The organism is Nocardioides sp. NPDC006303, from assembly GCF_040613175.1.
Lineage (GTDB): Bacteria > Actinomycetota > Actinomycetes > Propionibacteriales > Nocardioidaceae > Nocardioides.
In genome coordinates this window covers 1-25,351 of record NZ_JBEXRR010000054.1, presented here as the reverse complement: position 1 = coordinate 25,351, position 25,351 = coordinate 1, and the positions used below count along the sequence as shown (strand labels likewise).

General features: G+C 70.6%; 20 protein-coding genes. 14 read left to right on the top strand and 6 right to left on the bottom strand.

What is annotated here, in order from left to right; all coding sequences use genetic code 11:
* Positions 1-8 precede the first annotated feature (8 nt).
* The 8 genes from ABZY89_RS26915 to ABZY89_RS26880 all read left to right on the top strand — a co-directional run bounded on the left by ABZY89_RS26915 (position 9) and on the right by ABZY89_RS26880 (position 12,119).
* Positions 9-4,763, top strand: a complete 4,755-nt coding sequence (locus tag ABZY89_RS26915; RefSeq protein ID WP_355232192.1) for a DUF4082 domain-containing protein — start codon at positions 9-11, stop codon at positions 4,761-4,763.
* An 81-nt stretch (positions 4,764-4,844) separates the two neighbouring features.
* Positions 4,845-5,915, top strand: coding sequence for a Gfo/Idh/MocA family oxidoreductase (locus ABZY89_RS26910; RefSeq protein WP_355232190.1), 1,071 nt, complete (start codon positions 4,845-4,847; stop codon positions 5,913-5,915).
* Positions 5,912-6,913 carry an NAD-dependent epimerase/dehydratase family protein gene (locus tag ABZY89_RS26905; RefSeq protein ID WP_355232188.1) on the top strand — a complete coding sequence of 334 codons (1,002 nt, stop codon included), beginning with the start codon at positions 5,912-5,914 and terminating at the stop codon, positions 6,911-6,913. The genes ABZY89_RS26910 and ABZY89_RS26905 overlap by 4 nt, the downstream gene beginning before the upstream one ends.
* Positions 6,910-8,043 carry a DegT/DnrJ/EryC1/StrS family aminotransferase gene (locus tag ABZY89_RS26900; protein ID WP_355232186.1) on the top strand — a complete coding sequence of 378 codons (1,134 nt, stop codon included), beginning with the start codon at positions 6,910-6,912 and terminating at the stop codon, positions 8,041-8,043. The genes ABZY89_RS26905 and ABZY89_RS26900 overlap by 4 nt, the downstream gene beginning before the upstream one ends.
* On the top strand, positions 8,040-8,693 hold the full coding sequence (locus ABZY89_RS26895; RefSeq protein ID WP_355020359.1) for an acetyltransferase: 654 nt from the start codon (positions 8,040-8,042) through the stop codon (positions 8,691-8,693). Before ABZY89_RS26900 ends, ABZY89_RS26895 begins: the two co-directional genes overlap by 4 nt.
* Positions 8,690-9,799: a DegT/DnrJ/EryC1/StrS family aminotransferase gene (locus ABZY89_RS26890; protein ID WP_355232185.1), complete on the top strand. Its 1,110-nt coding sequence runs from the start codon at positions 8,690-8,692 to the stop codon at positions 9,797-9,799. Before ABZY89_RS26895 ends, ABZY89_RS26890 begins: the two co-directional genes overlap by 4 nt.
* Positions 9,792-10,982: a glycosyltransferase gene (locus tag ABZY89_RS26885; protein ID WP_355232183.1), complete on the top strand. Its 1,191-nt coding sequence runs from the start codon at positions 9,792-9,794 to the stop codon at positions 10,980-10,982. The genes ABZY89_RS26890 and ABZY89_RS26885 overlap by 8 nt, the downstream gene beginning before the upstream one ends.
* 171 nt (positions 10,983-11,153) lie before the next feature.
* Positions 11,154-12,119, top strand: coding sequence for a hypothetical protein (locus ABZY89_RS26880; protein WP_355232181.1), 966 nt, complete (start codon positions 11,154-11,156; stop codon positions 12,117-12,119).
* Between the two features lie 125 nt (positions 12,120-12,244).
* Here ABZY89_RS26880 and ABZY89_RS26875 read toward each other — a convergent pair whose 3' ends face one another.
* From ABZY89_RS26875 to ABZY89_RS26865, 3 genes are read right to left on the bottom strand one after another with little or no spacing between them, the layout of a single operon-like run.
* A complete protein-coding gene (locus tag ABZY89_RS26875; protein WP_355232180.1) occupies positions 12,245-13,807 on the bottom strand; it encodes a glycosyltransferase in 1,563 nt (520 codons plus the stop codon).
* Positions 13,800-15,269 carry a lipopolysaccharide biosynthesis protein gene (locus ABZY89_RS26870; RefSeq protein ID WP_355232178.1) on the bottom strand — a complete coding sequence of 490 codons (1,470 nt, stop codon included), beginning with the start codon at positions 15,267-15,269 and terminating at the stop codon, positions 13,800-13,802. The genes ABZY89_RS26875 and ABZY89_RS26870 overlap by 8 nt, the downstream gene beginning before the upstream one ends.
* Complete coding sequence (locus tag ABZY89_RS26865) at positions 15,262-15,936, bottom strand: hypothetical protein (protein WP_355232176.1); 675 nt, start codon at positions 15,934-15,936, stop codon at positions 15,262-15,264. Before ABZY89_RS26865 ends, ABZY89_RS26870 begins: the two co-directional genes overlap by 8 nt.
* A 120-nt stretch (positions 15,937-16,056) precedes the next feature.
* Between ABZY89_RS26865 and ABZY89_RS26860 the strand changes: the two genes are divergently transcribed.
* Both ABZY89_RS26860 and ABZY89_RS26855 read left to right on the top strand, forming a co-directional pair.
* Complete coding sequence (locus ABZY89_RS26860; protein ID WP_355232174.1) at positions 16,057-16,785, top strand: hypothetical protein; 729 nt, start codon at positions 16,057-16,059, stop codon at positions 16,783-16,785.
* 10 nt (positions 16,786-16,795) lie between these two features.
* A complete protein-coding gene (locus ABZY89_RS26855; protein WP_355232173.1) occupies positions 16,796-18,124 on the top strand; it encodes an O-antigen ligase family protein in 1,329 nt (442 codons plus the stop codon).
* A gap of 17 nt (positions 18,125-18,141) precedes the next feature.
* Here the strand turns inward: ABZY89_RS26855 and ABZY89_RS26850 are convergent, their stop codons facing one another.
* The 3 genes from ABZY89_RS26850 to ABZY89_RS26840 all read right to left on the bottom strand — a co-directional run bounded on the left by ABZY89_RS26850 (position 18,142) and on the right by ABZY89_RS26840 (position 21,716).
* Positions 18,142-19,749, bottom strand: a complete 1,608-nt coding sequence (locus ABZY89_RS26850) for a DUF4082 domain-containing protein (RefSeq protein ID WP_355232171.1) — start codon at positions 19,747-19,749, stop codon at positions 18,142-18,144.
* A 128-nt stretch (positions 19,750-19,877) separates the two neighbouring features.
* Positions 19,878-20,927 (bottom strand): hypothetical protein, encoded by a 1,050-nt coding sequence (locus ABZY89_RS26845; RefSeq protein ID WP_355232169.1) that lies wholly within the window; start codon positions 20,925-20,927, stop codon positions 19,878-19,880.
* 123 nt (positions 20,928-21,050) lie between these two features.
* Positions 21,051-21,716, bottom strand: coding sequence for a polysaccharide deacetylase family protein (locus ABZY89_RS26840; RefSeq protein ID WP_355232168.1), 666 nt, complete (start codon positions 21,714-21,716; stop codon positions 21,051-21,053).
* 122 nt (positions 21,717-21,838) lie between these two features.
* Here ABZY89_RS26840 and ABZY89_RS26835 point away from each other — a divergent pair, with 122 nt between their 5' ends.
* The 4 genes from ABZY89_RS26835 to ABZY89_RS26820 are packed head-to-tail and all read left to right on the top strand — an operon-like array spanning position 21,839 to position 25,145.
* Positions 21,839-22,777 carry a glycosyltransferase family 2 protein gene (locus tag ABZY89_RS26835; RefSeq protein WP_355232166.1) on the top strand — a complete coding sequence of 313 codons (939 nt, stop codon included), beginning with the start codon at positions 21,839-21,841 and terminating at the stop codon, positions 22,775-22,777.
* Positions 22,774-23,640 (top strand): hypothetical protein, encoded by an 867-nt coding sequence (locus tag ABZY89_RS26830; RefSeq protein ID WP_355232164.1) that lies wholly within the window; start codon positions 22,774-22,776, stop codon positions 23,638-23,640. Before ABZY89_RS26835 ends, ABZY89_RS26830 begins: the two co-directional genes overlap by 4 nt.
* A gap of 1 nt (position 23,641) precedes the next feature.
* Positions 23,642-24,844 (top strand): pyridoxal-dependent decarboxylase, exosortase A system-associated, encoded by a 1,203-nt coding sequence (locus ABZY89_RS26825; RefSeq protein ID WP_355232162.1) that lies wholly within the window; start codon positions 23,642-23,644, stop codon positions 24,842-24,844.
* Positions 24,845-24,878: 34 nt separating this feature from the next.
* Positions 24,879-25,145, top strand: a complete 267-nt coding sequence (locus ABZY89_RS26820) for a phosphopantetheine-binding protein (protein WP_355232160.1) — start codon at positions 24,879-24,881, stop codon at positions 25,143-25,145.
* Positions 25,146-25,351 lie beyond the last annotated feature (206 nt).

Sequence of the window (25,351 nt, the reverse complement as noted above, 5' to 3'; positions counted from 1 at the left end):
GCACGACTGTGAAGCTGCGAACGGGACTGGCCGCGTTGCTCGGAGTTGTTCTTGTCACCCCTGTCATCTCGCTCGTCACTGCGTCCAGCGCGAGTGCCGACCCATGTGGGCCGGAGGGCAATGCGATCGCGTGTGAGAACAGCAAACCAGGGAGTCCCGCGAGCGAATGGGGTATCACCGGCGCCGGCGACAGCTCGATCCAGGGGTTCGCGACCGACATCAGTGTCGACGTCGGCAACCGGATCGACTTCAAGGTCGACACCGATGCCTCGGCGTACACGGTCACGATCTACCGGATGGGCTACTACGGCGGTGACGGCGCCCGCCGGATCACCTCGGTGACCCCGTCGGCGAACCTGCCTCAGAACCAGCCCAACTGCTATCGCGACACCACCACCGAGATCACCGACTGCGGCAACTGGGCGGTCTCGGCCTCCTGGAACGTGCCGGCGACCGCGGTCTCGGGCGTGTACGTCGCCAAGCTGGACCGGGCCGACACCGACGAGTCGAGCCACATCACCTTCATCGTCCGTGACGACGACAGCACCTCCGACGTCGTCTTCCAGACCTCCGACACCACCTGGCAGGCGTACAACAACTACGGCGGGTCCAGCTTCTACACCGGCGGCGGGAACGGCCGGGCCTACAAGCTCAGCTACAACCGTCCGTTCTCGACCCGCTCCGGCGGGACGTCCCACGACTTCTTCTTCGCCAACGAGTACCCGCTTGTGCGGTTCCTCGAGCGCAACGGCTACGACGTCAGCTACATCTCCGGCATCGACACCGACCGTCGCGGCGGACTGCTCACCAACCACGAGACCTTCCTCAGCGTCGGGCACGACGAGTACTGGAGCGGTCAGCAGCGGGCCAACGTCGAGGCCGCCCGCGACGCGGGCGTGAACCTGCAGTTCCTCAGCGGCAACGAGGTCTACTGGCGGACCCGCTACGAGGCCTCGAAGGACGGCACCAACACGCCCTACCGGACCCTGGTCACCTATAAGGAGTCCTGGGCGCAGGCCAAGCTCGACCCCGCCCCGGAGTCGACCGGCACCTGGCGCGACCCGCGCTACACGCCGAAGTCCCAGGGCGGCGGGAAGCCGGAGAACTCCCTGACCGGCACCATCTTCATGTCCAACCTGACGGACCTGCCGGTGACGGTGAAGAAGTCCCAGGGTGGGCTACGGCTGTGGCGCAATACCGGGCTGTCCGGGATGACCGCCGACCAGACCGCACTGGCACCACACACGGTCGGCTATGAGTCGGACGAGGACCAGGACAACGGGTTCCGACCACCCGGCCTGATCCGGATGTCGGAGACCACCGGGTTCATCGACAACCAGTACATGACCGACTTCGGCCGGACCACGGGCGACGGCACCACGACCCATGCCCTCACGCTCTACCGGGCCGCCAGCGGCGCGCTCGTCTTCGGCGCGGGATCGGTGCAGTGGACCTGGGGTCTCGACTCCGAGCACGACAACCCGTACCACGACGAGACCGCCGACCGGCGCATGCAGCAGGCTCAGGTGAACCTGCTGGCCGACATGGACGCCCAGCCGACGACGCTGATGAGCGGCCTGGTCGCGGCGACCAAGACCACCGACACGACCGGTCCGTCGGTCGCCATCACGTCACCGGCTGCCGGCTCGACACAGCCCAACGGCACCAAGGTGACGCTGACGGGCACCGCGACCGACACGGGCGGTGGCGTGGTGGCCGGAGTCGAGTACTCCCTCGATGACGGCACCTCGTGGCACCCCGCCACCGGCACGACCGCCTGGTCGGTGACGTACGTCCAGCCCGGGGTCGGCAGCACCCCGGTGCGGGTCCGCGCCGTCGACGACAGCGCCAACATCGGCACCGCCGTCAACCGGAGCTTCAACGTGACGTGCCCGTGCAGCATCCTCGGCCAGCGGGAGGTGCCGACGACCTGGAACGCCGTCACCAGCCCGGCGACGCCGTCGGCCAACGACGGCGGCGCCGCCGAGCTCGGCCTGCGCTTCACCCCGCAGGCCGACGGGTACGTCGCGGGCGTCCGCTTCTTCAAGGGCGCCGGCAACACCGGCACCCACGTGGGCTCCCTGTGGAGCAGCAGCGGCGAGCGTCTGGCCCAGGTCACCTTCACCAACGAGTCGAGCGGCGGCTGGCAGTCGGCGACGTTCAGCCAGCCGGTCGCGGTCGCCGCGGGGGCGAGGTACACCGTCTCCTACACGGCTCCGGCCGGCCACTACGCCGTGGCGCCCTGGGCGTTCGCGGCGCAGGGGTTCGAGGCGTACCCGTTCGAGGTCGAGGGTGGCTACGGCGCCGCTCCGGCGGGGGTCTACGCGGGTGCCGGGCAGTTCCCGGCGAGCTCCTACCAGAACCCCAACTACTTCGTGGACGTGCTGTTCACGACCACGGACAACTCGCCGCTGGCCGCCACCAACCAGTGGCCGCTGGCCGACTCCTCCTCGGTCCCGCGCAACACGACGGTGAGCGCCAGGTTCACCAAGCCGGTGGTCGCCTCGTCGGTCGGGCTGCGCCTGACCGACTCACTCGGCAACGTGGTGGCCGGGTCGACCGCCTATGACTCGACGACCAGGACCGTGACCTTCACCCCGTCGGCCAACCTCGCCGGGTTCGTCACCTACACCGCCACGCTCTCGGGGCAGGACAGCGGTGGGACTGCGATCTCGACGGGGAGGACGTGGTCGTTCCGTACGGCCAAGCCGCCGGCCGCGGCAGGGGTCTGCCCGTGCTCGATCTATGACGAGGACGCCACCCCGACGGTCCTCCAGGACCCGGAGAACGCGCAGCTGACGCTGGGCGTCAGGTTCCGCGCCGACGTCGCCGGCACGGTCACCGGGGTCAAGTTCTACAAGGGCGTCAACAACGCCGCCCCGCACACGGGGACCCTGTGGTCGGCCAACGGGGCGGTGCTTGCCCAGGGCACCTTCACCGGCGAGTCGACCAGTGGCTGGCAGACGCTGACCTTCACCGAGCCGGTACAGATCCAGGCGAACACCGACTACGTCGCCTCGTACCGCACCAACGGCTACTACTCGGCCACCCCGAACGCCTTCGCCTCGGCCAACCTGTCGAAGCCGCCGCTGCGGGTGAGCTCGACGGCAGGGGCGTACGCCTATGGCACGGGCTTCCCGGCGGGGACGTCGCCCTCGAGCTACATGGTCGACGTCGTCTTCGAGAAGGGGGCACCGTCGCTGACGATGACCTCGCGCAGCCCGGTTCCGGGGGCGGTCGAGGTGCCGCGCTCGACCAACGTGGTGGCGTCGTTCTCCTCGGCGATCAGCTCCGGCTACTCGGTGTCGGCGACCTCGGGTGGCCAGTCCATCCCGGGGACGACGACGCTCGGCAACTCCGGGACGACACTCACCTTCGACCCGACCTCCTCGCTGCCCGCATCCGCGGACGTGACGGTCACGATCAGCGGGGTCACCTCGACCGAGGGGGCGAGTCTGCCCACGCAGACCTGGACGTTCCGGACCAGATCCGCGGAGACACCAGCGAGCCAGACGCTCTTCGGTGACGTGGTGCCCGCGGTCGAGGCCCAGGACGACAGCTCTCCGGTCGAGGTCGGGACGCTGTTCAGTCCCACCCGAGACGGGCGGGTGACGGCGATCCGGTTCTACAAGGGAGCCGGCAACGGCGGCACCCACGTCGGGTCGCTGTGGACCTCGACCGGCCAGCGGCTCGCCCAGGTGACCTTCACCGGTGAGACCGCCTCCGGCTGGCAGCAGGCCACGCTGTCCAGTCCGGTCGAGGTGCAGGCAGGAGTGTCGTACATGGTCTCCTACCTGGCTCCGCAAGGGCACTACGCGACCACGTCGCAGTTCTTCGCGACCGCCTACTCCTCGGGTGACCTGACCGCTCCGGCGGGCACCAACGGTCGCTATCTCTACGGTGCCGCGGGCGGGTTCCCGCAGTACACGTTCGGGTCGACGAACTACTTCGCCGACGTCGTCTTCGAGCGGGCGGGCCCGACCATCTCGGTCACCGAGCGGGCACCGGACCCGGGCACGACCGAGGTGGCGACCTCGGTGAACCCGTCGATCACGTTCTCGACAGCGATCGCGACCGGCTGGAACATGTCGGTCACGGCCAACGGGTCCCCGGTGGCGGGTTCGGCGGCGCTGAGCAGCGACGGACGTACGCTGCGCTTCACCCCATCGGCGGCGCTGCCGTCCGGGGCGACGGTGTCGGTGACGGTCTCGGGGGTGGTCTCGACCGAGGGGGCGAACCTGCCCACGCAGACGTGGTCGTTCACGACGGTCCCGGCCGTCGTGACCGAGGTGTCGCTGTTCACCGGGGTGACTCCGCAGACCGCGTCGACACTCGACATCATGCCGATCGAGGTCGGCACCGCGTTCTCGACGTCGGTGGCCGGCACGGTGACGGCGATCCGGTTCTACAAGGGCTCCGGCAACAGCGGCACCCACACCGGCTCGCTGTGGAACTCGGCCGGCACCCGGATCGCCCAGGTGACTTTCACCAACGAGACCGCGACCGGCTGGCAGACCGCGACGTTGCCGACACCGGTCGCGCTCACGCCGGGGGCGACGTACGTCGTGTCCTACTACGCGCCCAACGGGCGCTACTCCTCGACGCCCGCCGCGCTCACCCAGTCGCGGACGGTCGGCCCACTGACGGCCCCGGGCGGCGCCAACGGCAGGTATCGGTACGGGTCCGGAGGGGGGCTCCCGAACCGATCCTGGAACTCCACGAACTACTTCGTGGACGTGAGGTTCCGCCCGGCGTCGCCGTAGGCCGGCTGAACGGTCCCTAATTGAAGGGATAGGTGGGGCGAGGCTCTTCGGAGCCTCGCCCGCGCCGATTTCATGGGCGACATGACTGATGTGGATCCGCTCGGCGTGGCAGTGGTCGGGGCCGGTTACTGGGGACCGAACCTGGTCCGCAACTTCCGGAACGCACGGGACTGGTCGCTGGTCGCAGTGGTCGACCTGGACCTCGCGCGGGCCCAGGAGGTGATCGGCGGCGGCACGGACGTGCTGGCCACGACCGACCTCGACGAGGTCCTCGCGCGCGACGACGTGGACGCGGTTGCGATCGCAACGCCCGCGGGCACGCACCGGCAGCTCGTTGAGCGGGCGCTGCGGGCCGGGAAGCACGTGCTCGTCGAGAAGCCGCTGGCCGACGACGTGGAGTCCGGTCGGAGCATGGTCGAGGCCGCGCGCGCCAACGATCTCGTGCTGATGGCCGACCACACCTACTGCTACACGCCGGTCGTGCAGAAGATCCGCGAGCTGATCGAGGACGGGTCGCTCGGCGAGATCCTGTTCGTCGACTCGGTGCGGATCAACCTCGGGCTGGTGCAGCCCGACGTCGACGTCTTCTGGGATCTGGCCCCGCACGACCTCTCCATCCTCGACTTCATCCTGCCCGGCGGGCTGCGCCCCACCGGGGTCGCCGCGCACGGTGCAGACCCGCTCAGGGCGGGCAAGTCCTGCGTCGGCTACCTGACCCTGCCGCTGGAGGGCGGAGCGATGGCTCACGTGCACGTCAACTGGCTCAGCCCGACCAAGATCAGGCAGATGGTGATCGGCGGCAGCCGGCGTACGTTGGTCTGGGACGACCTCAACCCGCAACAGCGGCTCAGCGTCTTCGACCGCGGCGTCGACCTGGTCCAGCAGAGCGTGGACATCGCCGACCGCGCCGCCGCGACCATCTCCTACCGGCTGGGCGACACCTGGGCGCCCGCGCTGCCCGAGTACGAGGCGCTCGGGCGGATGGTCGGCGAGTTCGCCGAGGCGATCCGGCAGGGCCGTACGCCGCGCACCGACGGGGCCGCCGGGCTCCGTGTCCTCTCCGTCCTGGAGGCGGCCCAGACCAGCCTCCGAGCCCGTGGCGCCCTCGTCGAGGTGGCCGCCGAGACCCCGACCCTGGAGCTGATCCGATGACGTCTTTGAATGGTGCCAACGTGCTGGTCACCGGAGGTGCGGGCACGATCGCCTCCACCATCGTGGACCAGCTCCTCGACGCAGGCGTCGCGCACGTCGACGTGCTCGACAGCCTGATCCGGGGTCGCAAGGCCAACCTCGACGACGCCCTCGCCACCGGTCGCGTACGGCTGGTGGAGGGCGACATCCGTGACCGGGACCTCGTCGGCGACCTCACCGCCGGCAAGGACCTGGTCTTCCACCAGGCCGCCATCCGGATCACGCTGTGCGCCGAGGAGCCCCGACTGGCCAACGAGGTGCTCGTCGACGGCACCTTCAACGTGGTCGAGGCCGCCGTGCAGGCACGGGTGGACAAGCTGATCTACGCCTCCTCCGCCTCGGTCTTCGGGCTCGCCGAGGAGTTCCCGACGCCGGAGGGGCACCACCACAACAACAACGACACCCTCTACGGGGCCGCGAAGTCCTACAACGAGGGGCTGGTGCGGTCCTTCCGGGCGATGCACGGGCTCGACTACGTCGGGCTGCGCTACTTCAACGTCTACGGACCCCGGATGGACGTCCACGGCGCCTACACCGAGGTGCTGGTGCGGTGGATGGAGCGGATCGCCGACGGCAAGCCGCCGCTGATCTTCGGCGACGGGCGCCAGACGATGGACTTCGTCTGCGTCCCCGACATCGCCCGCGCCAACATCCTGGCGGCCGCCTCGGACGTGAACGAGGGCGTCTACAACATCGCCTCCGGCACCGAGACCTCGCTGCTGGAGCTGGCCGAGGCGCTCCTGCGGGCGATGGACTCCCCGCTCGGCATCGAGCACGGTCCGGAGCGGGCGGTCAACGGGGTCACCCGCCGGCTCGCCTCCATCTCCGCGGCCCGCGAGGACCTGGGCTGGTCCCCGACGATCGGGCTCGAGGACGGACTGCGACAGCTCGTCGAGTGGTGGGCGCCGCTGCGCTCCGAGATCGCGGCCGGCCGCGAGCTCAGCGGAGGTACGTCGTGAGCAGGGTCAACGTCATGCAGCCGTGGCTGGGCGAGGAGGAGGTCGAGGCGGTCGCCGAGGTGCTCCGCTCCGGCTGGGTCGCCCAGGGGCCGCGCGTGGCCGAGTTCGAGCGCCGCTTCGCCTCCTCGCAGCAGGCCGCTCACGCGGTCGCCACCTCGAGCTGCACGACAGCGCTCCACCTGGCGCTGGTCGTGGCGGGAGTGAGCCCCGGGGACGACGTCGTCGTCCCGTCCTTCTCGTTCATCGCGACCGCCAACGCCGCGGTGTACGTCGGGGCCCGACCGGTCTTCGCGGACGTCTCACCGGTCACCGGGAACCTCACCGCCGAGACGGTCCGGGAGGCCCTGACGCCTCGGACGACGGCCGTGATCGTGGTCGACCAGGGCGGGGTGCCGGTCGACCTGGACGCGATCCGCAAGGTCTGCGACCCGCGCGACATCATGGTTGTCGAGGACGCCGCGTGCGGTGCCGGGTCGACCTACCGAGGTCGTCCCGTGGGCGCCGGCGCCGAGATCGCGGCCTGGTCCTTCCACCCGCGCAAGATCCTCACCACCGGCGAGGGCGGGATGCTCACCACCTCGCGCGCTGACCTGGCCGAGCGGGCGCGCCGGCTGCGCGAGCACGCGATGAGCGTCTCGGCCGCCGACCGGCACGCCAGCTTGGTCTCGCCACCGGAGTCCTACGACGAGGTCGGCTTCAACTTCCGGATGACCGACCTGCAGGCCGCGGTCGGGCTGGTGCAGCTGTCGCGGTTGCCGGAGGTGGTCACCCGGCGCCGAGAGCTGGCCGCCGTCTACGCGAAGTCGGTCGCCGAGATCGGCGGGCTGCGGGCCGTGGCCGACCCGGCCTGGGGCACCTCCAACTTCCAGTCGTTCTGGATCGAGGTGGGGTCCCCGTACCGGCTGGACCGCGAGGGGCTGCTGAGCGCTCTGGCCGAGGCCGGGATCTCGTCGCGGCGCGGGATCATGGCGTCGCACCGGCAGCCTGCGTACGCCTCGCCGTCGCTCAGCCTCCCGGCCACCGAGCACCTCACCGACAACACGCTCATCCTGCCGCTCTTCCACCAGATCTCGGACTCGGAGCAGGCGCGGGTCATCGACGTACTCCGGCAGGGGGGAGCACGTCGATGACCACGCTGGTTCTCGTTGCAGCCAGTGGGCTCGCAGGGGAGGTCGCGGCGGCGGCGGAGTACGACGAGATCGTCGCCGTCGACGACGACCGCGAGTGCTGGGGCCAGATGATCGGCTCGGTCGACGGGACCGGCGGGGTCAAGGTCATCGGGCCGGTCGAGGTCGCCACCGACTGCGGTGACGACCTGGTCATCTGCGCCGGGGCCGGGTCGACGCGCCGACGCCTCTACAACCGGCTGATCGGCTACGGGGTGGCGCCGGAGCGCTACGCGACCATCGTCCACCCCAACGCCTCTGTGCCGGCCGGCTGCGAGCTCGGTGTCGGGACCGTGCTGCTCGCCGGGGTCGTGCTGACCGCCGGCGTACGCGTCGGGCGCCATGTCGTCGCGATGCCCAACGCCGTCCTCACCCACGACGACATCGTCGGCGACTACGCGACCATCTGCGCCGGGGTGACCCTGGGCGGCGAGGTCGTGATCGGTGAGGCCGCCTACCTCGGGATGAGCTCCTCGGTGCGTCAGCGCACCACCGTCGGAGCCGACTCCGTCCTCGGCATGGGAGCGGTCCTGCTCAACGACCTTCCCGCCGGGGAGACCTGGGCCGGAGTGCCCGCCCGCCGTCTGAATTCACGTCAGGAGCTGATCTGGTGAAGGTGCCGTTCGTCGACCTCGGGTCGCAGCAGTCGGAGATAGACGACGAGGTACGCCTCGGGCTGGACCGCGTCTTCGAGCGCACCGGCTTCGTGGGCGGGCCGGAGGTGACCTCGTTCGAGAACGCGTATGCGGCCTACGTCGGTGCCGACCACTGCGTCGGCGTCGGCAACGGGACCGACGCGCTCGAGCTCGCGATGCGGGCCGTCGGGGTACGGCCCGGTGGCGAGGTGATCGTGCCCGCCAACACCTTCATCGCGACCGCCGAGGCGGCCAGCCGGATCGGTGCGCTTCCGGTGCCCGTCGATGTCGACGAGTCGCACTTGTTGATCGACCCGGCCGCGGTCGAGCGTTCGCTTACGCCGCGTACGCAGGCGATCGTGCCGGTGCACCTGTTCGGGCAGACCGCGTTCGTGGAGCAGCTGCTCCCGATCGCGTCCGCGGCGGGTGTCCCGGTGATCGAGGACGCGGCGCAGTCGCAGGGCGCCCGACGGAACGGTCGCCCTAGCGGCTCGCTCGCGACTGTCGCGGCGACCAGCTTCTACCCCGGCAAGAACCTCGGCGCGGCCGGCGACGCCGGCGCGGTGACGACCTCCGACCCGGAGATCGCGCGGATGGTCCGGCTGCTCGCCGCGCACGGCTCGGAGACGAAGTACGTCCACGAGGTCGTCGGGATGAACTCCCGTCTGGACACGATCCAGGCCGTCGTTCTGTCTGCGAAGCTGGCGCGGCTGGAGAAGTGGAACGAGCTGCGTCGGCAGGCCGCCGACCGCTACCACGCTCTGCTCGACGGCGTGCCCGGTGTTCGGCTGCCTTCGTCCGCGCCGGGAAACGTCGACGTCTGGCATCTCTATGTCGTCCGGGTCGCCGACCGTGACCGCGTACTTGCGGCGCTGCTGGAGGCTGGGATCGGCACCGGGATCCACTATCCGTTCCCGGTGCATCTGACTGCTGCGTACGCCTCGCTGGGGTTCGGCGAGGGCTCCTTCCCGGTCGCGGAGCGGGCGGCGGGCGAGATCCTGTCGCTGCCGATGTTCCCGCACCTGAGCCCGGAGCAGCAGGAGTACGTCGCCGAGGTGCTCACCGCGGCGGTGAGGCATGGGTGAGGTGCGTACACCGGTCTCGATCGTCTGCGTCTACAACGACCCGGCGGTGCTGGAGTCGTGCCTGGCGGCCTCCGTCAAGGCCGGTCAGGGCGCATCGCGGCAGACCGAGGTGATCCCCGTCGACAACGTCTCGAATGCGTTCGCGAGCGCAGGTGCGGCGCTGAACCACGGTGCCCGGATAGCACGCAACGAGGTCGTGGTCTTCGTCCACCAGGACGTCTACCTGCACTCGCTGCCCGCGCTCGAGGCCGCAGCCGCGACCCTTCTCGCCGACCCGGCGATCGGGGTGCTGGGCGCGGTCGGGGTCAGCCATCGCGGCGAGGTCGTCGGCGCGATGCGCGACCGGGTCGTCCCGCTCGGCCGCTCCACCTCGGTCCCGGTCGACGTCGACTCGCTCGACGAGGTGCTCTTCATGGTCACCCGCTCACAGGTCCTGCGCGAGCCGCTCTCGGAGTCGCCCGACCTGGCCTGGCACGCGTACGCCGTCGAGTACTGCCTCCGCATGCGCGCCTCCGGCCGCCGTGCCGCCGCCGTCGACATCCCGCTGACACACAACAGCATGACCACCAACCTCGCCCGCCTCGACGTCGCGCATCGCAGCGTCGGCCACACCTATTCGGGTTTGGTGCCCGTGCGGACGACGTGCGGGATCGTCGCCGGTGAGCACGGCGCCGGGACCACGTCCTGGCCCGTCCGGCGGGCCCGGGGCGCGCGTACGTTCTGGGGCGAGTCCGTCCGGGCCCGCCGGGTGAGGCGCTCGCTGCGCGGGGTCCTTCCGGCCCCGGGCCATGCTCGAGGCTCAGTGGTGCTCGCCGACATCCGGCTGCTCGTCGACGACGTCGCCCGGCTCGCCGGCAGCTCCTCGATCCGCGTCATCGACCCCTCCCGCGACGGCACCGTCGGCGAGGCCGAGGGACTCGAGCGCAACGGCCTCGCCTTCTCCGCCGCGACCCTCCGCTGGCCCGGCGTCGTCGCCGCCGTCGCCGCCACCACCCCCGACCAGCTCCTCCTCGTCTCCGGCCTGCGCCCCGAGGAGGTCGCCCCCCTCGCCGCCACCGCCCCCGGCCCCTACGTCGTCGGCCTCGCCCGCGACACCGGCCTCTGGCTCCTCCTCGGCCCCGACCCGACCGCTCTCGCGCCGCTGTGGAGTCGGACGCGTAACCGGCCGTTCTTCGTGGGGTGAGAGGGTGCAGGGATACCCGGTTAACCGGGTATCCCTGCACTTCTCAGGCAATGCAACGCCAGAGAAGTGCAGGAAATGCCAGAGAAGTTCGGCCACATCAGTCGTGCGTAGGGCAAAGCGCGGAAACATGCGCGACTGAAAATGTCGGTGGCCGTCGGCAGGATGCAGAGCATGACACTCTCATTCGACGATTCTCGGCTCACTTCGATCGCCCTTCGCCAGGAGCTGCTCGACAACGGGCACAGCGACAGATCCCTGGCGCAGGCACTACGTACGGGTGCGCTCGCGAGGCCACGGCGCGGCGCCTACGTGGATGGGAGTCTCTGGGAGGGGCTTTCGGACGAGGATCGGTACGCGGTCCGCTGCCGGGCGGCGTACCGGCAGTCGAAGACCGACGTGGTCCTATCCCATGTCTCGGCCGTTCCCTTCCGTGATGGGCCGCTATGGGGTCTTGATCTCGCAGAGGTGCACCTGAGTCGTTCGGACCATCGCACCGGCCGGCGCGAGGCCGGCGTACGTCAACACAGCGGGAAGCTTCTCGAAACGGATGTCGTGACGGAGAACGGCCTTCTGCTGACCTCGCCGGAGCGAACGGCCGTGGAGGTGACGACGGTGGCTCCCATGGTCGCGGCTCTCGGCGTCGTCAACGATCTCCTGCATCGGAAGATCACGACCCTCGAGCGTGTGAAGGCACGCTACGAGCTCTCGATGGAGCATTGGCCGAACTCGCTGTCGACCCAGGTTGTGCTGCGACTTGCTGACCCACGCATCGAGTCCCTCGCTGAGTCGTTGTTCGTCGGGGTTGCGTGGCTGCAGAGCCTGCCGATGCCGATCCCGCAGTACGAGGTGACGGACTCTGACGGGAAGACTCGGCGCCTCGACTTCGCGCTTCCAGAGTTCGGCGTCTGGTTCGAGATCGACGGCAAGGTCAAGTACGAGCAGCCCTATCGGGTCGGGGAGACGGCGACTGACGTGGTTCTCCGCGAGAAGCGCCGCCAAGAGCGGATTGCCGAGGCGACGGGGTGGCGTTGCATGCGGATCTCGTGGGCGGATCTGCAGGATCCCGTACGCCTGGCCGCTCGGATCCGCGCATTCCTCGAGTCCGCCATGACCGCGCAGGTGCCGCGGAGCGCCTGACGTGAGCCTCCGCCGCCCGCGCTGAACGACGCCCGGCAGTCTCCGCAGTCACACGTGTCACAGCCCTCAGGCAATTCCTGCACTTCTCCGGTGTTGCATTGCCAGAGAAGTGCAGGGATACCCGGTTAACCGGGTATCCCTGCAGGCCGGCGGCGAAGCCGCGCCCGAACCGCAGCAGCGGCCCACTCGGGGGCGAGGTCGCGGACGCGGCCGGCGCCGCCGCGGCGGGTCTGGCGCCACATGGAGATGCGGTCGGTGAGGGGCATCGCGCCGAGGAGGCCGGCGGTGATGTCGGCGCCGGTGCGGCTGAACGGGTTGGTGGCCTGGACGGAGACGGTGAGCAGGTCGAGGTGGCCGCGGCCGCGGACGGGGGCGAGCAGGTCGTCGCCGAGCCGCTGCGGTGTCAGGTAGAGCGACTCGGCGTCCGCGACCCAGCCGGGGCCGGTGTGGCAATCGAGGATCGCCTGGGCGGTCGCGCTGCCGCGCGAGACCCGCTCACGCGGCCGGCGGACCAGGTCGAGGAGGGTGTCGCGCAGCTGGTCGGCGCTGTTCGGGCGCAGCATCAGGTGGTCGATCCCGGGAGAGTCGGAGCCCCACACGGCGCACTCGGGCCGGTGGCCGCGGAAGGTGACGACGGGGTTGCCGAGGCCGCCGGACTCGAGCAGCGAGGTGAGCCCGGCGAACGGGAACGAGTCGAGGTAGACGTCGGCGGCATGGTGCAGCGGAGCCACGTCGGGGAGCATGCCCACGGCCTGGATCCGTCCGGACGTACGCCGCGCCAGCCCTGCCCACGGCTCCGACTCCGGATTGGGGCCGGCGACCCGCCACTGCAGGCGGGGTTCGGCGGCCACCGCGGCCTCGACCGCCGCCAGGTAGGTGTCGCCGCCCTGGAACTTGCTCGAGTCGGCAGCGGTCACGACCAGCACGTCGGAGGCGCGTACGTTCCACTGCGGCTTCGCGGTCTCGCGGCGCTTGGTCCGGCCGCGGACGGACAACGGCCGGTTGCGCACGATCGACCGCTCCATCGGCAGGCCGCGACGGTGCTGAGCGAGGTCCTGGCCGCTGCGGCGCAGGTGGACGACCCGGTCGTAGGCCCGCACGCCGACCCAGAAGACGTGGTCGGTGTTGTCGATGTAGACCACGGGCGGCAGGTCGCGGCGGTCGGCGAAGGCGAGCGCGGGGACCACGTCGAAGGGGTGGCAGTGGGAGACCACCAGGTCAGCGGTCGAGGCGAGCGCACGCAGCCGGGCCGCGCGGTGGAGCAGGCTTCCGGGTGTGGTGTCGAGCATCGTCAGGCTGACCCGGTCCCCGAGCCGGGAGGCGATCTTGGCCGGCACGGGAGAGGTCATCTGTCGGGTGGCGACGATCTCGTGAGAGCGGTCGGCGAGCTGGTCGGTCCAGCCGGCGATGATCTGGGTGTGCCCGCCGCTCTGGTACATCTGCGTGACCACGTGCAGCGTGCGCCGCGGCCGGGTCGGCACCGGCACGGACGGGAGCGAGCGGCCCAGCTCGGTGAGCAGCAGCTCGAGGGGCTCGTACGCGAACCAGCCGGTGTGGTTGCCCCAGGCGAACTCGGCCGCAGCTTGCGCCAGCGCGGCCGCGCGCTGCGGCCTTCGTCGAGCGGCGGCCGCGGCGGCGGCGTACATCTCCTCCAGGGTGTCGTGGTTGTCGTCGAGACGGTCAGACATGGACGTCCTCGTTCAGTGTCGTGGAGGGCTCACTCGGGGTGGGGGAGCCAGCGCCGGAGCGGAACCAGCGCACGTCCTCGCGTCGGCGTCGCAGCAGCACCGCCCACACGGCGGCGAGCACCAGGCCGGTGACCGCGCAGGTAATCCAGACCGACGGCTGCGCGACGCGCATCCCGACGGCCGCAGCCCAGACGGCGAGCGCGCCGATAGCCGGCAGAGCGGCTCCGGCGGCGAGGCCACCGAGCCCGACCCCGGCCCGCGCGAGATAGAAGAGGTGCAGCGGCAGGATGACGACGAGCCCGACCGCGAAGGTGGCGAGCGCGACCCCGCCCACGCCGGACCACGCCGCCCCCGCCAGCAACGCCGGCACCAGGGCGATCAGCCAGACGATCTGGATCGTCATCAGGCTGCGCGTCGAGCCGGCGATGACCAGGAAGTCGTAGGCGAGCTCGAAGGAGATCCGCAGCACGGCCAGCGCGCCGAGCCACAGGAGCGGGGCCGCGGCCGCCTGCCAGACGTCGCCGTAGACGAGCCCGATCACCTCCGGCGCCAGTGCGGCCAGTGCCGAGCAGCCCGGGAGCGTCACGGTCAGCACCAGTGCGGAGAGCCGGGTGAAGGCGTGCCGCATCTCGGCCGGGTCGCGCTGCAGCCGGGCGAAGATCACCGGCGTGACCTGCCGCAACGGTCGCGACAGCATCGTGACCGGCCAGCTGGAGAGGTTGAAGGCGACCACGTAGAACCCGAGTGCGGTCGCACCCAGCATGCTGCCGATGACGATCTGGTCTGCGAACCCCACCGCGAAGACCAGGATGCTGGTCACCGCCAGCGGAGCGCCGAAGCGAAGCAGCGTGACCGCGTGTGACCGAGAGAGCCCCATCCGCCACGGCAGCGGCGACATCCGCAGGAACATCACGGTGGTGACGGATACGCCGAGAAGATGACCGATGACCAGGGAGTACGGACCGGCGCCGGCCAACGCCAGCCCGAGCATGACCGGGACCGCCACGATCGTGGCCATCTGGTCGATGAGCATCCGCTTGCCCTGCATCAGGTTGCGCTGCAGCAGCGCCGCCGGGGTTGCGGTGATCCCGCTGAGCACGACCGGGATGGCGAACATCGCCACCAGCATCGCCGCGTCCGGTTCACCCATCGCCCGCGCGTAGGGGCCGGCCCCGATCACCATCCCCGCGGCGATGAGCAGGCTCGCCACGACCGAGATCGTGGTCACCGTCGGCGCGATCTCGCGCGGGTCGTCCTTCCAGCGCACCACCGCGAGGCTCACGCCGAGCTCGTTGAAGCTCAGCACCGCCATCAGGGCGAGGAAGGCGACGGCGTACGTCCCGTAGCTCTCCGGCCCGAGCAGCCGCGCGACGAGGATGCCGACGACCATCGTGCCGAGCTTGGTCACCGCCGTGTTGGCGATGCTCCAGGCGAGGGCGGTGTGGGGGCGGGTCTCAGCCAAGGTCGGTCTCCGGCGGTGTCTCGGCGCGGCGTGCCTTGCGCCGCAGCAGGATCGGGTCGATGCGTACGACCAGGTAGAGGGTGGCCGCGGCGCCGAGCAGCCCCGTGACGGCGAACGCCCGCTTCGAGCTTCCGCCGACGGGGTAGACGACGGTCGAGCCGGGTGCCTCCTTGGTCGTCATCCGGAACGCCTTGTCCACGCGGTACTCGTCCTGCACCCGGTCGAGCGCGGCCGTCATCTCCACGACCAGCTGCTCCTTGCGGGCGCGCACGGTCTCCGGGTCGGAGCCGACGACCTCGATGATCAACCACTGGTCGGTGTAGTTGGGCGCCCACTGGCCGCCGGTGTCGGGCAGCCGGACGGTCCAGCCGTCGCGTACGCCCATTCCGATCAGCCCCGCGTCGGTGGCGGTGAACTTCGGAATCTGCCGGGTTCCGACGACGAGCTTGCCGACCACGCCGGCGGTGATCACCAGGTCCTCCGAGGTCGCCCGCAGCGCGTTGGGATACTGCGCGTTCTTCGGAGCCAGGAAGACCAGGTCCGTACGCGTCCAGTACACGCTGCGGTCCTGGCTCGCGTAGTTCGCGGCGGCGAGGGTGAGGATCGCGCCGACCACCACGATCGGCCATCGTCGGACCATCGCCCGCAGCAGGTCCCACAGCGCCATGGTCGGAACGCTAGGTCTGCCGAGGCCGGGTCAGCCCAGGTCAGCGGGGTCATCGCCCAAATCGGGTAGGACGTCGGCGAGGTCGGTTCGCACCGATCCTGGATGGGTACGTTCGGCCGCATGGTGTTGTCGGAGTTCGTCGGTGCGATCCGGCGACGTTGGTATCTCGCGGTGGTCGGCATTCTGCTGACCGGAGTGCTCGGCTGGAGCGCATCGGCCTTCGTGGCGCCGACCTACACCGCCCGGGGCCTGGTCCTGATGCTCCCCTCCAAGAACGCGGTCGGCCCTGGCGGCAACCCGTTCCTGGGGCTCGGTGGGCTCGACCTGCCGGCCCGGGTCGTGGTCGCCTACTACACCAGCGCGCCCGCCCAGGAGGCGATCGCGGAGGTCACCCCGGGCGCTGCGGTCACGGTCTCGATGGAGGAGTCGACGCGCGGGCCCGTGATCGCGATCGACGTCAGTGCGGACAGCGAGGCCAACGCCATCGAGGCGCTCGACTTCGTCGCCGACTCGATCCCGGACACACTCGGGAGGCTCCAGGACGAGGTCAACGCGAAGGGCAACGCCCGGCTGCGCTCCCGAACGCTCGCGCTGGACGAGACGGCGGCCATCGACGGAAGTGGCCCGCTGCGGGCGCGGATCATGGCCGTCGTGCTCGGCCTCGCGATGACCGCGGTGCTGGTCTACGCGATCGACGGGATCGTGCTGCGCCGCCGCCTGGCCCGCGAGGAGCGGGCCGCGTCCCTGGCCGCCCAGGACGCCGCCTACGACGACGAACCCGACCAGGACAACCGGGACGACCGGGGCGACCGCGGCGACGACCACGTCGTCCAGCGCCTCCACGGCTGAGGCAGGAACGATGGCCGTACGCCGTGGTGTCGATGCGGTGACGTGGCTGAGCCTCTACACGTTCGCTCTCTTCGTGATCCCGTCCTGGCTGGTCTTCCGGCCGCTGGGCAGCGCCGGGTCGGTCTCGATGCTGATGGGGCTGGGCAGCTTCGCGATCTGGGTCCTGCTGAGCATCGGCCGGCCGCTGCCGGTGGACCGGCCCCCGCAGCCGATGCGGGTCGTCCTGGCACTGTTCCTGTTCAGCGTCGGGGTCACCTACGTCATCGCGATGTCGCGTCCGATCAGCCGCGACGAGGTGAGCCCGGCCGACGTCGCGATCCTTGCGATGGTCTCCTGGGTGGGCACGCTGCTGCTCGCCGGCGACGCCATCCCGAGCATGGCCAGGGTCCATGTGCTGGTGTGGCGGCTGGTCGTGGGCGGCAGCTTCCTCGCGGTCCTCGGCCTGGCCCAGTTCTTCGCCCGGCAGATCTTCGTCGACCGGATCTCGGTCCCCGTCCTGACCCCGATGACGACGGTCGAGCTGGCGATGCGCAACGGCCTCGTACGTCCCGCCGGAACCGCGCTGAGCCCGATCGAGTACGGCACCCTGATGGGGATGCTGGTGCCGATCGCGCTCCATGTCGGCTTCCAGCACCGCAACCTCAACCCGCTGGTCCGCTGGGCCCCGGTGGTGCTGATCTGCATGATCATCGCCGCCTCCTCGAGCCGGTCGGCCTACCTCGGCGCCGCCATCGCGGTCGCGGTCTGCATGGTCGGCTGGTCGCGCAAGCAGCGCGCGATGGTGTTGGGGCTCGCGGTCGGCGGGCTGGGCCTGGTGTTCCTGGTCGCGCCCCGGATCATCAACTCGGTGACCGGCATGTTCGTCGGCGCCGAGGAGGACCCGAGCGTCACCTCGCGCACCGACAGCTACGGGGTGGCCTGGTTCTTCGTCGACCGCAACCCGTTCTTCGGGCGCGGGCTGGGGACCTTCCTGCCGAAGTACCGCATCTTCGACAACCAGTACCTCCAGATGATGGTGAGCATCGGGATCATCGGCGTGCTTCTCTTCGTGGCGTTCGTCGTCGCGACGTTCGTCCAGCTCGCCCGGGTCTATCGCGCCTGCGAGGACCCGAAGACGCGCGACCTCGTCGTCGCGCTCATCGGCGCCGCCGCCGCCGGCTTCGCGGGGCTGGCGTTCTTCGACGCGTTCGCCTTCCCGATGACCATGGGCACGATCTTCCTGGTGCTCGGGCTGGCGAGCGCGGTCACCCGGCTGAACGCACGGTCACCATCTGCGACGGCGCCACCTGATCGCACCGAGGCCAGTGGCGAGGACGCGCAGACCGTACGCCCCGGGTGACCCGTCCTGTCAGCACGTCAGGTCGTGCAGGGCAGGTTGCGCACCACGACGGGCTGGCCGGCGGAGTTCAGGGTCGCGGTCGCGGCCTGCCACTGGCTGACCAGGCTGCATCGGACGTCGAGCGGCCCGAAGACCCAGCTCCGGTCGACGACGTACAGGTTCCTCACGGTGCCTGGTGTGCCGAGCCGGAAGGGGTAGCCGCCGCCGCTCACGATCAGGCCGTCGATGTCGACGGAGGTGTTGTCCTGGTCGGGGTAGAAGAACGGGGCGGTGCCGCCACAGTTATTGGTGTCGACGAAGTCGATGACCGTCTTCCGGACGGTGAGCGCCCCACCGCCGTACCCCTGGATGCCGTCACCGTGCCAGTCGGTGCAGACGTCGGGGGAGACGACACGTACGTATGAGTCGTGGATCGCGACGCCGCCGCACGCCGACTTCCCCTGGGCCCGGAAGCCCTCCGGAACGCCGTCGATGAGTACGTTGCGCGCCGTGTAGCCGCCCGAGGTGACTGCGGGCCAGGCCTCGTCCGTCGTCGGGGCCGAGCCACGGACGATCTCGGAGTCCTCGATGACGAGACCGGTCGCGCAGGTGGCGCTGGCGAAGTTGACGATCACCGAGCCGACCGCCTGCACCCGGCGCAGGGTCACGTTCTTGGCGGTGACGTTGATCGTCCCGTTCGTCACGCGCAGGTCCTCGACGACGGCCCCCGGCGTACTGATCGTGTACGTCCCGGTCGCCGACCGCTTCGGCTGCCAGCCGTCCGGCAGCCCGGCCGAGGCGCGGGTCGGGAAGCCACCGGTGGGAGGGGCGGAGGTGGGCGTGGGAGCGGACGTCGTCGGAGAGCTGGCCGGGGAGCTCGGGGAGGTCGACGGAGCTGTCGGCGAGCTGGCCGGCGAGCTCGGGCTGACGCTCGTCGAGGGACTGGGGCTCTGGGACGGAGGCGCGCTGGAGGGCGACGCACTGCCGGACGGAGTCGGTGAGGTCGTCGGCTCCTCGCCGGAGCCGGCCGGCCGCACGACGATGTCGACCTGGTAGTTGGTGGCGCGGTAGGTCGAGCGGGGGAACTCGCCCGGCCGGTAGTTGTAGACACCCGCGTTCGCGCCCGCCGACAGCGGACCGTTACTGATCGGACGGTCGAAGAAGTGCTCGTCGGTCGAGTAGTGACCACCGGGCGCGGTGTACGAGACGACGTAGGAGCGGCCCGGCTGGAGACGTACCGGCCGCTCGAGCGCGGCGGCCCGCAGGCCGTCTCCGGCCGCGCCGCCGAGCTGGACGCGGGAGAGCGCGCGGCCCCGTCCCGACCACAGGGTCGCCTGGTGCGGGCCGTGGTTGTTCGGGCCCAGGTACACCTGGACCGCGACCGCCTCGACCGGCTCCGAGGTCCGGAACCGCATCCCGAGCTCGACCGGCCGGGAGTCGGAGTCCGTCAGGACCGCGGGTACCGCGTCGTCGGGGAGAAGGCTGAAGGTCTCCGGGTGCGCGGTCGCCGTGCTGAACGCCCACAGGCCGCTGCCGGCGATGAGGGTGACCAGCACGCTGGCGAGAGCGGTACGCCGCCATCGGGTGGTCCTGCTGCGACCGTGGGGAGGCCGGTCGATCCGTCGTCGATACGTGCTGGGGGGCATGCTGTGGGAGGGCATGAATGCACCTGTTCGTATGGAATACCGCCGAAGGCATCGACACTACGTTTGATCCGTCCTGCACAGACACCCCCAAAACTCGGTATCTATGGCGCGTTTTCCAGCCCCAGACGTCATTCGCAGGGTAGGTCGCGGATCGGGACGGGCTGCCCCGCTGAGTCCATCGTGACCACGGCCGCGCTCCACTCGGTGACCACCCCGCAGTTGACGTCGAGCGGGCTGTAGACCCAGCTCTGGTCGACCACGTAGAGGTTGCGGACCGGTCCGGGCATGCCGTTGCGGAACGGGTAGCCGCCGCCCGCCACGACCAGGCCGTCGATGTCGACCGATTCGTTGCCCTGATCGGTGGGATTGAAGAACGGGGCGGTGCCGTGGCACTCGTTCTTGACGTCCAGGATCATCACCGTCCGGCGTACCTTGACCTGGCCGCCGCCGTAGCCCTGCAGGCCGTCGCCGTGCCAGTCGCTGCACACGTCCGGGGAGGTGACCCGGATGAAGGAGTCCTGGATGCCGATGCCTCCGCAGCGCTCCTTGTTGGAGGCGCGCAGCCCCTCGGGTACGCCGTCGATGACGACGTTGCGCACCGTGTAGCCGCCCGCGGAGACCGCCGGCCAGGCCTCCTCGGTCGTGGGGGCGCTGCTCCGGATGAAGTCGGAGTCCTCGATCACCAGCCCGGTGCTGCACTGGTCGTTGTAGTCGTTGACCACGACCGAGGCGATCGCCTCGACGCGGCGCAGGGTGACGCCGGGCGCGGTGACGTAGATGACGCCGTTGGTGATCCGCAGGTCCTCCACGACTGCACCCCGATGCCGGATCCAGAAGTCTCCGGTCGCGGTGCGCTTCGGCTTCCAACCGGCGGGCAGGCCGGCCGACTCACGGGTGGGGAATCCCTTGGCCGGCGGCGCGGCGGTCGAGGACTGCGTACGATCCGGGGTCGCCGACGGCGCGGGCGTCGGTGTCGGCGGGGCCGATGCCGAAGGGCTCGGGTCGGCCGAGGGGGTGGGGCTCACGCTCGCGGGTGGCTCGACCGTCGGCATCGAGTCGGAGCCGGTGTTGCTCACCTGGTCCGAGTCGGGCCACAGGAACCAGGTCATGGCGACCAGCAGCAGAGCCAGCCCGCCCGCGATCGCGATCCGCCGGCGCCGGCCTGGCTTGGTTGGCATGTGTTCGCACCCGTTCGCGTCTCGATGGCCATTGTCTTCGTCGGCACTGTTTGCCGACACTGCCCGACCTCGTGGTCGGGGGCATCCTTCAAACTGGTTACTTCTCAGCAGGTCGGCGCCCGTTCAGCGCAGTCTCTTGACCAGGCCTGCCGCCTGGCGTTCCATCCTCTTGGCGATGCCCTGCCCGGTCAGGATGTGGCCGCGTACGCTGGCCCCGTCGTCCTCCGCGGTGACGCTGAACCTCGGCTGCAGCCAGGCTCCGGCCACCGCGTGAGCACGGTCGCTGGTGTAGACGTGCTGGTAGCTCAGGCGGCGCAGGTGACGCAGCGTGGCGCGGTCGTAGCGGCCCAGCGGGAGTGCCGCCTCGTCCACCGTCTCGCCGGCCGCCATGGTGATGTGCTCGCGGGCTTGGATCAGCTCGCGGCGTACGCCCGCGGCATCGAGGCCGCGCCAGCTGACGTGGTCCATGCCGTGGGTGCCGATCCGCATGCCCGCCACCCGGAGGAGCCGGACGTCGAGGCGGTCGACGCTCCCCGGCTTCCCCAGCCGTCCGGCCAGCACGAAGAAGGTCGCGCTCAGGCCACGGGCCTGCAGGCCCGGCAGTCCGATCGCGACGTCGGAGTGGTTGCCGTCGTCGAAGCTGATTCGCACCTCGGGGCGGCCGGCGACGGCATCGAGGATGTCCTCGTAGGCGTCCTGGCTGATCCAGTAGCGGTCCTCGCCCGGCTCCAGCTCGCGCTCGGGCTCGCCTATGCCGTGGAAGCAGATGTTGGTCACGTGGGCGGGCATGTCCTCCACGCTAAGGATGTGGAGGCCGTGTCCGGCCGACCTTTGCGAAGGCCTACCTCATACGGGGGATCTGCGGTCGGGAGGCGGGTCCGGTGGGGGTGGACCCCGTCGAGACTCATGACGTGTCGCTCCCGATCCGAACCATCGCCGTCGTGGTGGTGACCTACAACAGCGCTCACCTGCTGGCCGATCTCGTCGGCTCTCTGCCGGGTGGGCTCGCCGGTCTCGGGTGGCGGCTGGTGGTCGCCGACAACGCCTCCGCCGACGCCACCGTGGCGACCGCGCGCCGCCTCGCGCCGGACGCGACCGTCGTCGAGACCGGTCGCAACGGCGGCTACGCCGCCGGGATCAACGCGGGTGTCGCGGCCGCCTTCGCCGAGGATCCGGACGTCGGCGCGGTGCTGGTGCTCAACCCGGACGTACGTCTCGAGCCCGACTGTGTCGCGGCGCTCGCCCGCGAGCTCGTGTTCGGAGTCGGCGTGGCCGTGCCCCGGCTGGTCGACGCCGAGGGCCGGCTGATCGAGTCGATGCGTGGCGCGCCGAGCCTGGTGCGGGCCTTCGCTGACGCCGTGGTGGGCGCCAACCGCGCCGGCCGGGTCCGGTGGGCGGGGGAGATCGTGGCCGACCCGGCGGAGTACGAGCGCGGCCAGGACACCGACTGGGCCGAGGGGTCGACGCAGCTGATCAGCGCCGAGTGCTGGCGCGCGTGCGGCCCCTGGGACGAGTCCTACTTCCTCTACTCCGAGGAGACCGAGTTCCACCTACGTGCCCGCGACCGGGGCTTCCGGGTGCGGTTCGCGCCCGCCGCGCGCGCCGTGCACCTCGGCGGCGAGTCCACCACCTCACCGGGGCTGTGGGCGCTCCTGGTCGCCAACCGGGTGCGGCTCTTCACGGTCCGCCGCGGGCGGGTCCAGGGGGCTGCGTACTGGCTGATGGTGCTGGCCCGTGAGTGCAGCCGGGCGCTGCTGGGGAAGCAGACGTCGCGCCGTGCCGTACGCACGCTGGTCAGCCCCCGCCGGATGAGCGCCCCGCGTGGGCCGGAGTGGGTGGCGAGCGCATGAAGGCCGTGCTCGCCCCGATCACCGCCGAGGACCTTCCGGCCGTCTCGACGTTCCTGCACGAGCAGCTGAACCCGCGGGTGCAGGAGCTCGAATGGACCCAGGCGCTGCGGGTGCCGTGGGACGTACCCCAGCCCAACCACGGGTTCTTCCTCGCCGAGGGGGAGCGGGTGGTCGGGGCCTATCTCGCCTACTACTCCGAGCGTCGGGTCGGCGCGGAGACGCTCCAGGTCTGCAACCTGGGCGCCTGGTGCGTGCTCGACAGCCACCGCCATCAGGGGCTGCGGCTGCTGACCACGCTGCTCAAGCAGCCCGGCTACGAGTTCACCGACTTCTCGCCGTCGGGCAACGTGATCGCGCTCAACCGGAAGCTCAAGTTCACCGACCTGGACACGACCACGTCGCTGGTGCCGGCCGTGTCGCCTGGCACTGTGCTGCCGAGGCGGCGCGGGGTGCGGGTGAGCAGTCGTCCCGACGTACTGGACTCGGTGCTCCAGGGCGAGGAGCGGGACCTCTATGCCGACCACCGCGCCGCCGCGGCGGCCCTTCACGTGGTGCTGAGCACGGGCTCCGAGCACTGCTACGTCGTGGCCCGCAAGGACACCCGCAAGGGCGTACGCGCCTTCGCCTCGGTCCTCTACGCGAGCCACCCGGAGCTGCTCCGGCGGCACGCGCCGCGGCTGGCCTCGCACCTGCTGACCCAGCACGGCACCGCCGCGACCCTGGTCGAGCACCGGGTCGCGGGCGGGGCTCCGGGCGGTTCCTACCGGCTCTCGCGGTCGCGGCCGAAGATGCTGCGCAGCGACGCCCTCGACCCGGCGCGGGTCGACTACCTGTACAGCGAGCTGACATGTCTGGAGTGGTGAGATGACGTACGTCGGGGGGCCGGTTGTCGGAGGACTGGTGGTGCGGCTGCTGGCGGAGAGGGTCGGCTCGACGCCGTTCTTCGCCTACGACCGGGCCGCGATCGACGCCCGGGTGGCCTCGTTGCGCGAGGCGCTGCCCGGGGATGTGCACCTGAGCTATGCGGTCAAGGCCAACCCGATGCCCGCGGTGGTGCAGCACCTGGCCCGCACCGTCGACGCGCTCGACGTCGCCTCGGGGGCCGAGATGCGGGTGGCGCTCGACACCGGGACGGACCCGGGCGCGGTGAGCTTCGCGGGGCCGGGAAAGTCGGTCGCCGAGCTGTCCCAGGCCGTCGCGGCCGGGGTGCTCGTCGAGATCGAGTCACCACTGGAGGCCGACCGCCTCGTCGAGGCCGCCGAACGGCTCGGGATCCGGCCGCGGGTCGCGGTGCGGGTCAACCCGGACTTCGAGGTCAAGGGCTCCGGGATGCGGATGGGCGGCGGCGCCCAGCAGTTCGGGGTCGACGCCGAGACGGTGCCGCTGCTGCTCAAGACGCTGCACGACCGCGACGTCGAGGTGGCCGGCTTCCACGTCTTCTCCGGCTCCCAGAACCTGCATGCCGAGATCCTCGCCGAGGCCCAGGAGCGCACCGTCGACCTCGTCCTGCGGCTCTCCGGCGACCTCCCTTCGGCGATGACCTATCTCAACATCGGCGGCGGCTTCGGCATCCCGTACTACACCCAGGACCAGCCCCTCGACCTCCCGCTGGTCGGGTCGCGCCTCGAGGAGCTGCTGGCCACCCGCGTACGTCCTGCGCTGCCGTCCGCGCAGGTCGTCATCGAGCTCGGCCGCTATCTGGTCGGCGAGGCCGGCGTCTATGTGACCAGGGTCGTCGACCGCAAGATCTCCCGCGGCAAGACCTTCCTGATCGTCGACGGCGGCATGCATCACCAGCTCGCTGCCTCGGGCAACTTCGGCCAGGTCATCCGCCGCAACTATCCGATCTCGGTTGCCGCGGCTGCTGGTGACGCCGAGGCCGCGGAGGAGACGGTGCAGGTCGTCGGCTGTCTGTGCACGCCCCTGGACCTGCTCGGCGACAAGGTGAGCCTGCCGCGCGCCGAGGTGGGCGACCTCGTCGTGGTCCACCAGGCCGGGGCGTACGGCCTCACCGCCAGCCCTACCGCCTTCCTCAGTCACCCGGCGCCGCTCGAAGTGCTCGTCTGAGTCCCGTGAACCCGTTGAACCCGAAGGAGTCCCCATGACCATCGACACCACCGAAGCGACCCTCGACCGGGTCGGCGAGGCGATCACCGAGGTGATCGGCACCGATCACAGCGCCGGCACGCTGAGCGCGGACACGCTCCTCTTCGGCTCCCTGCCCGAGCTCGACTCGCTCGCCCTGGTCGAGCTGATCACCGTCCTCGAGGATCGCTTCGGCTTCGAGATGGACGAGGACGACATCAACGCCGAGGTCTTCGAGTCCGTCGGGTCCCTGGCGGAGTACGTGCGCGCGCAGATCGGCTGACCGCTGGTCGAGCCGCCCCCGCTGGTCGAGCCGCCCCCGCTGGTCGAGCCGCCCCCGCTGGTCGAGCCGACGTCGTGAGGGACGAACGACGTCGTGTCGAGACCAACACGGCGACCGCCGGAGGCCGCCGTGCCGAACCCGCCCAAGCCACGTGGGGCCACGCCACCGCCAAGACTCCGCATGCAGCGCACGCTGCTCACGATCAC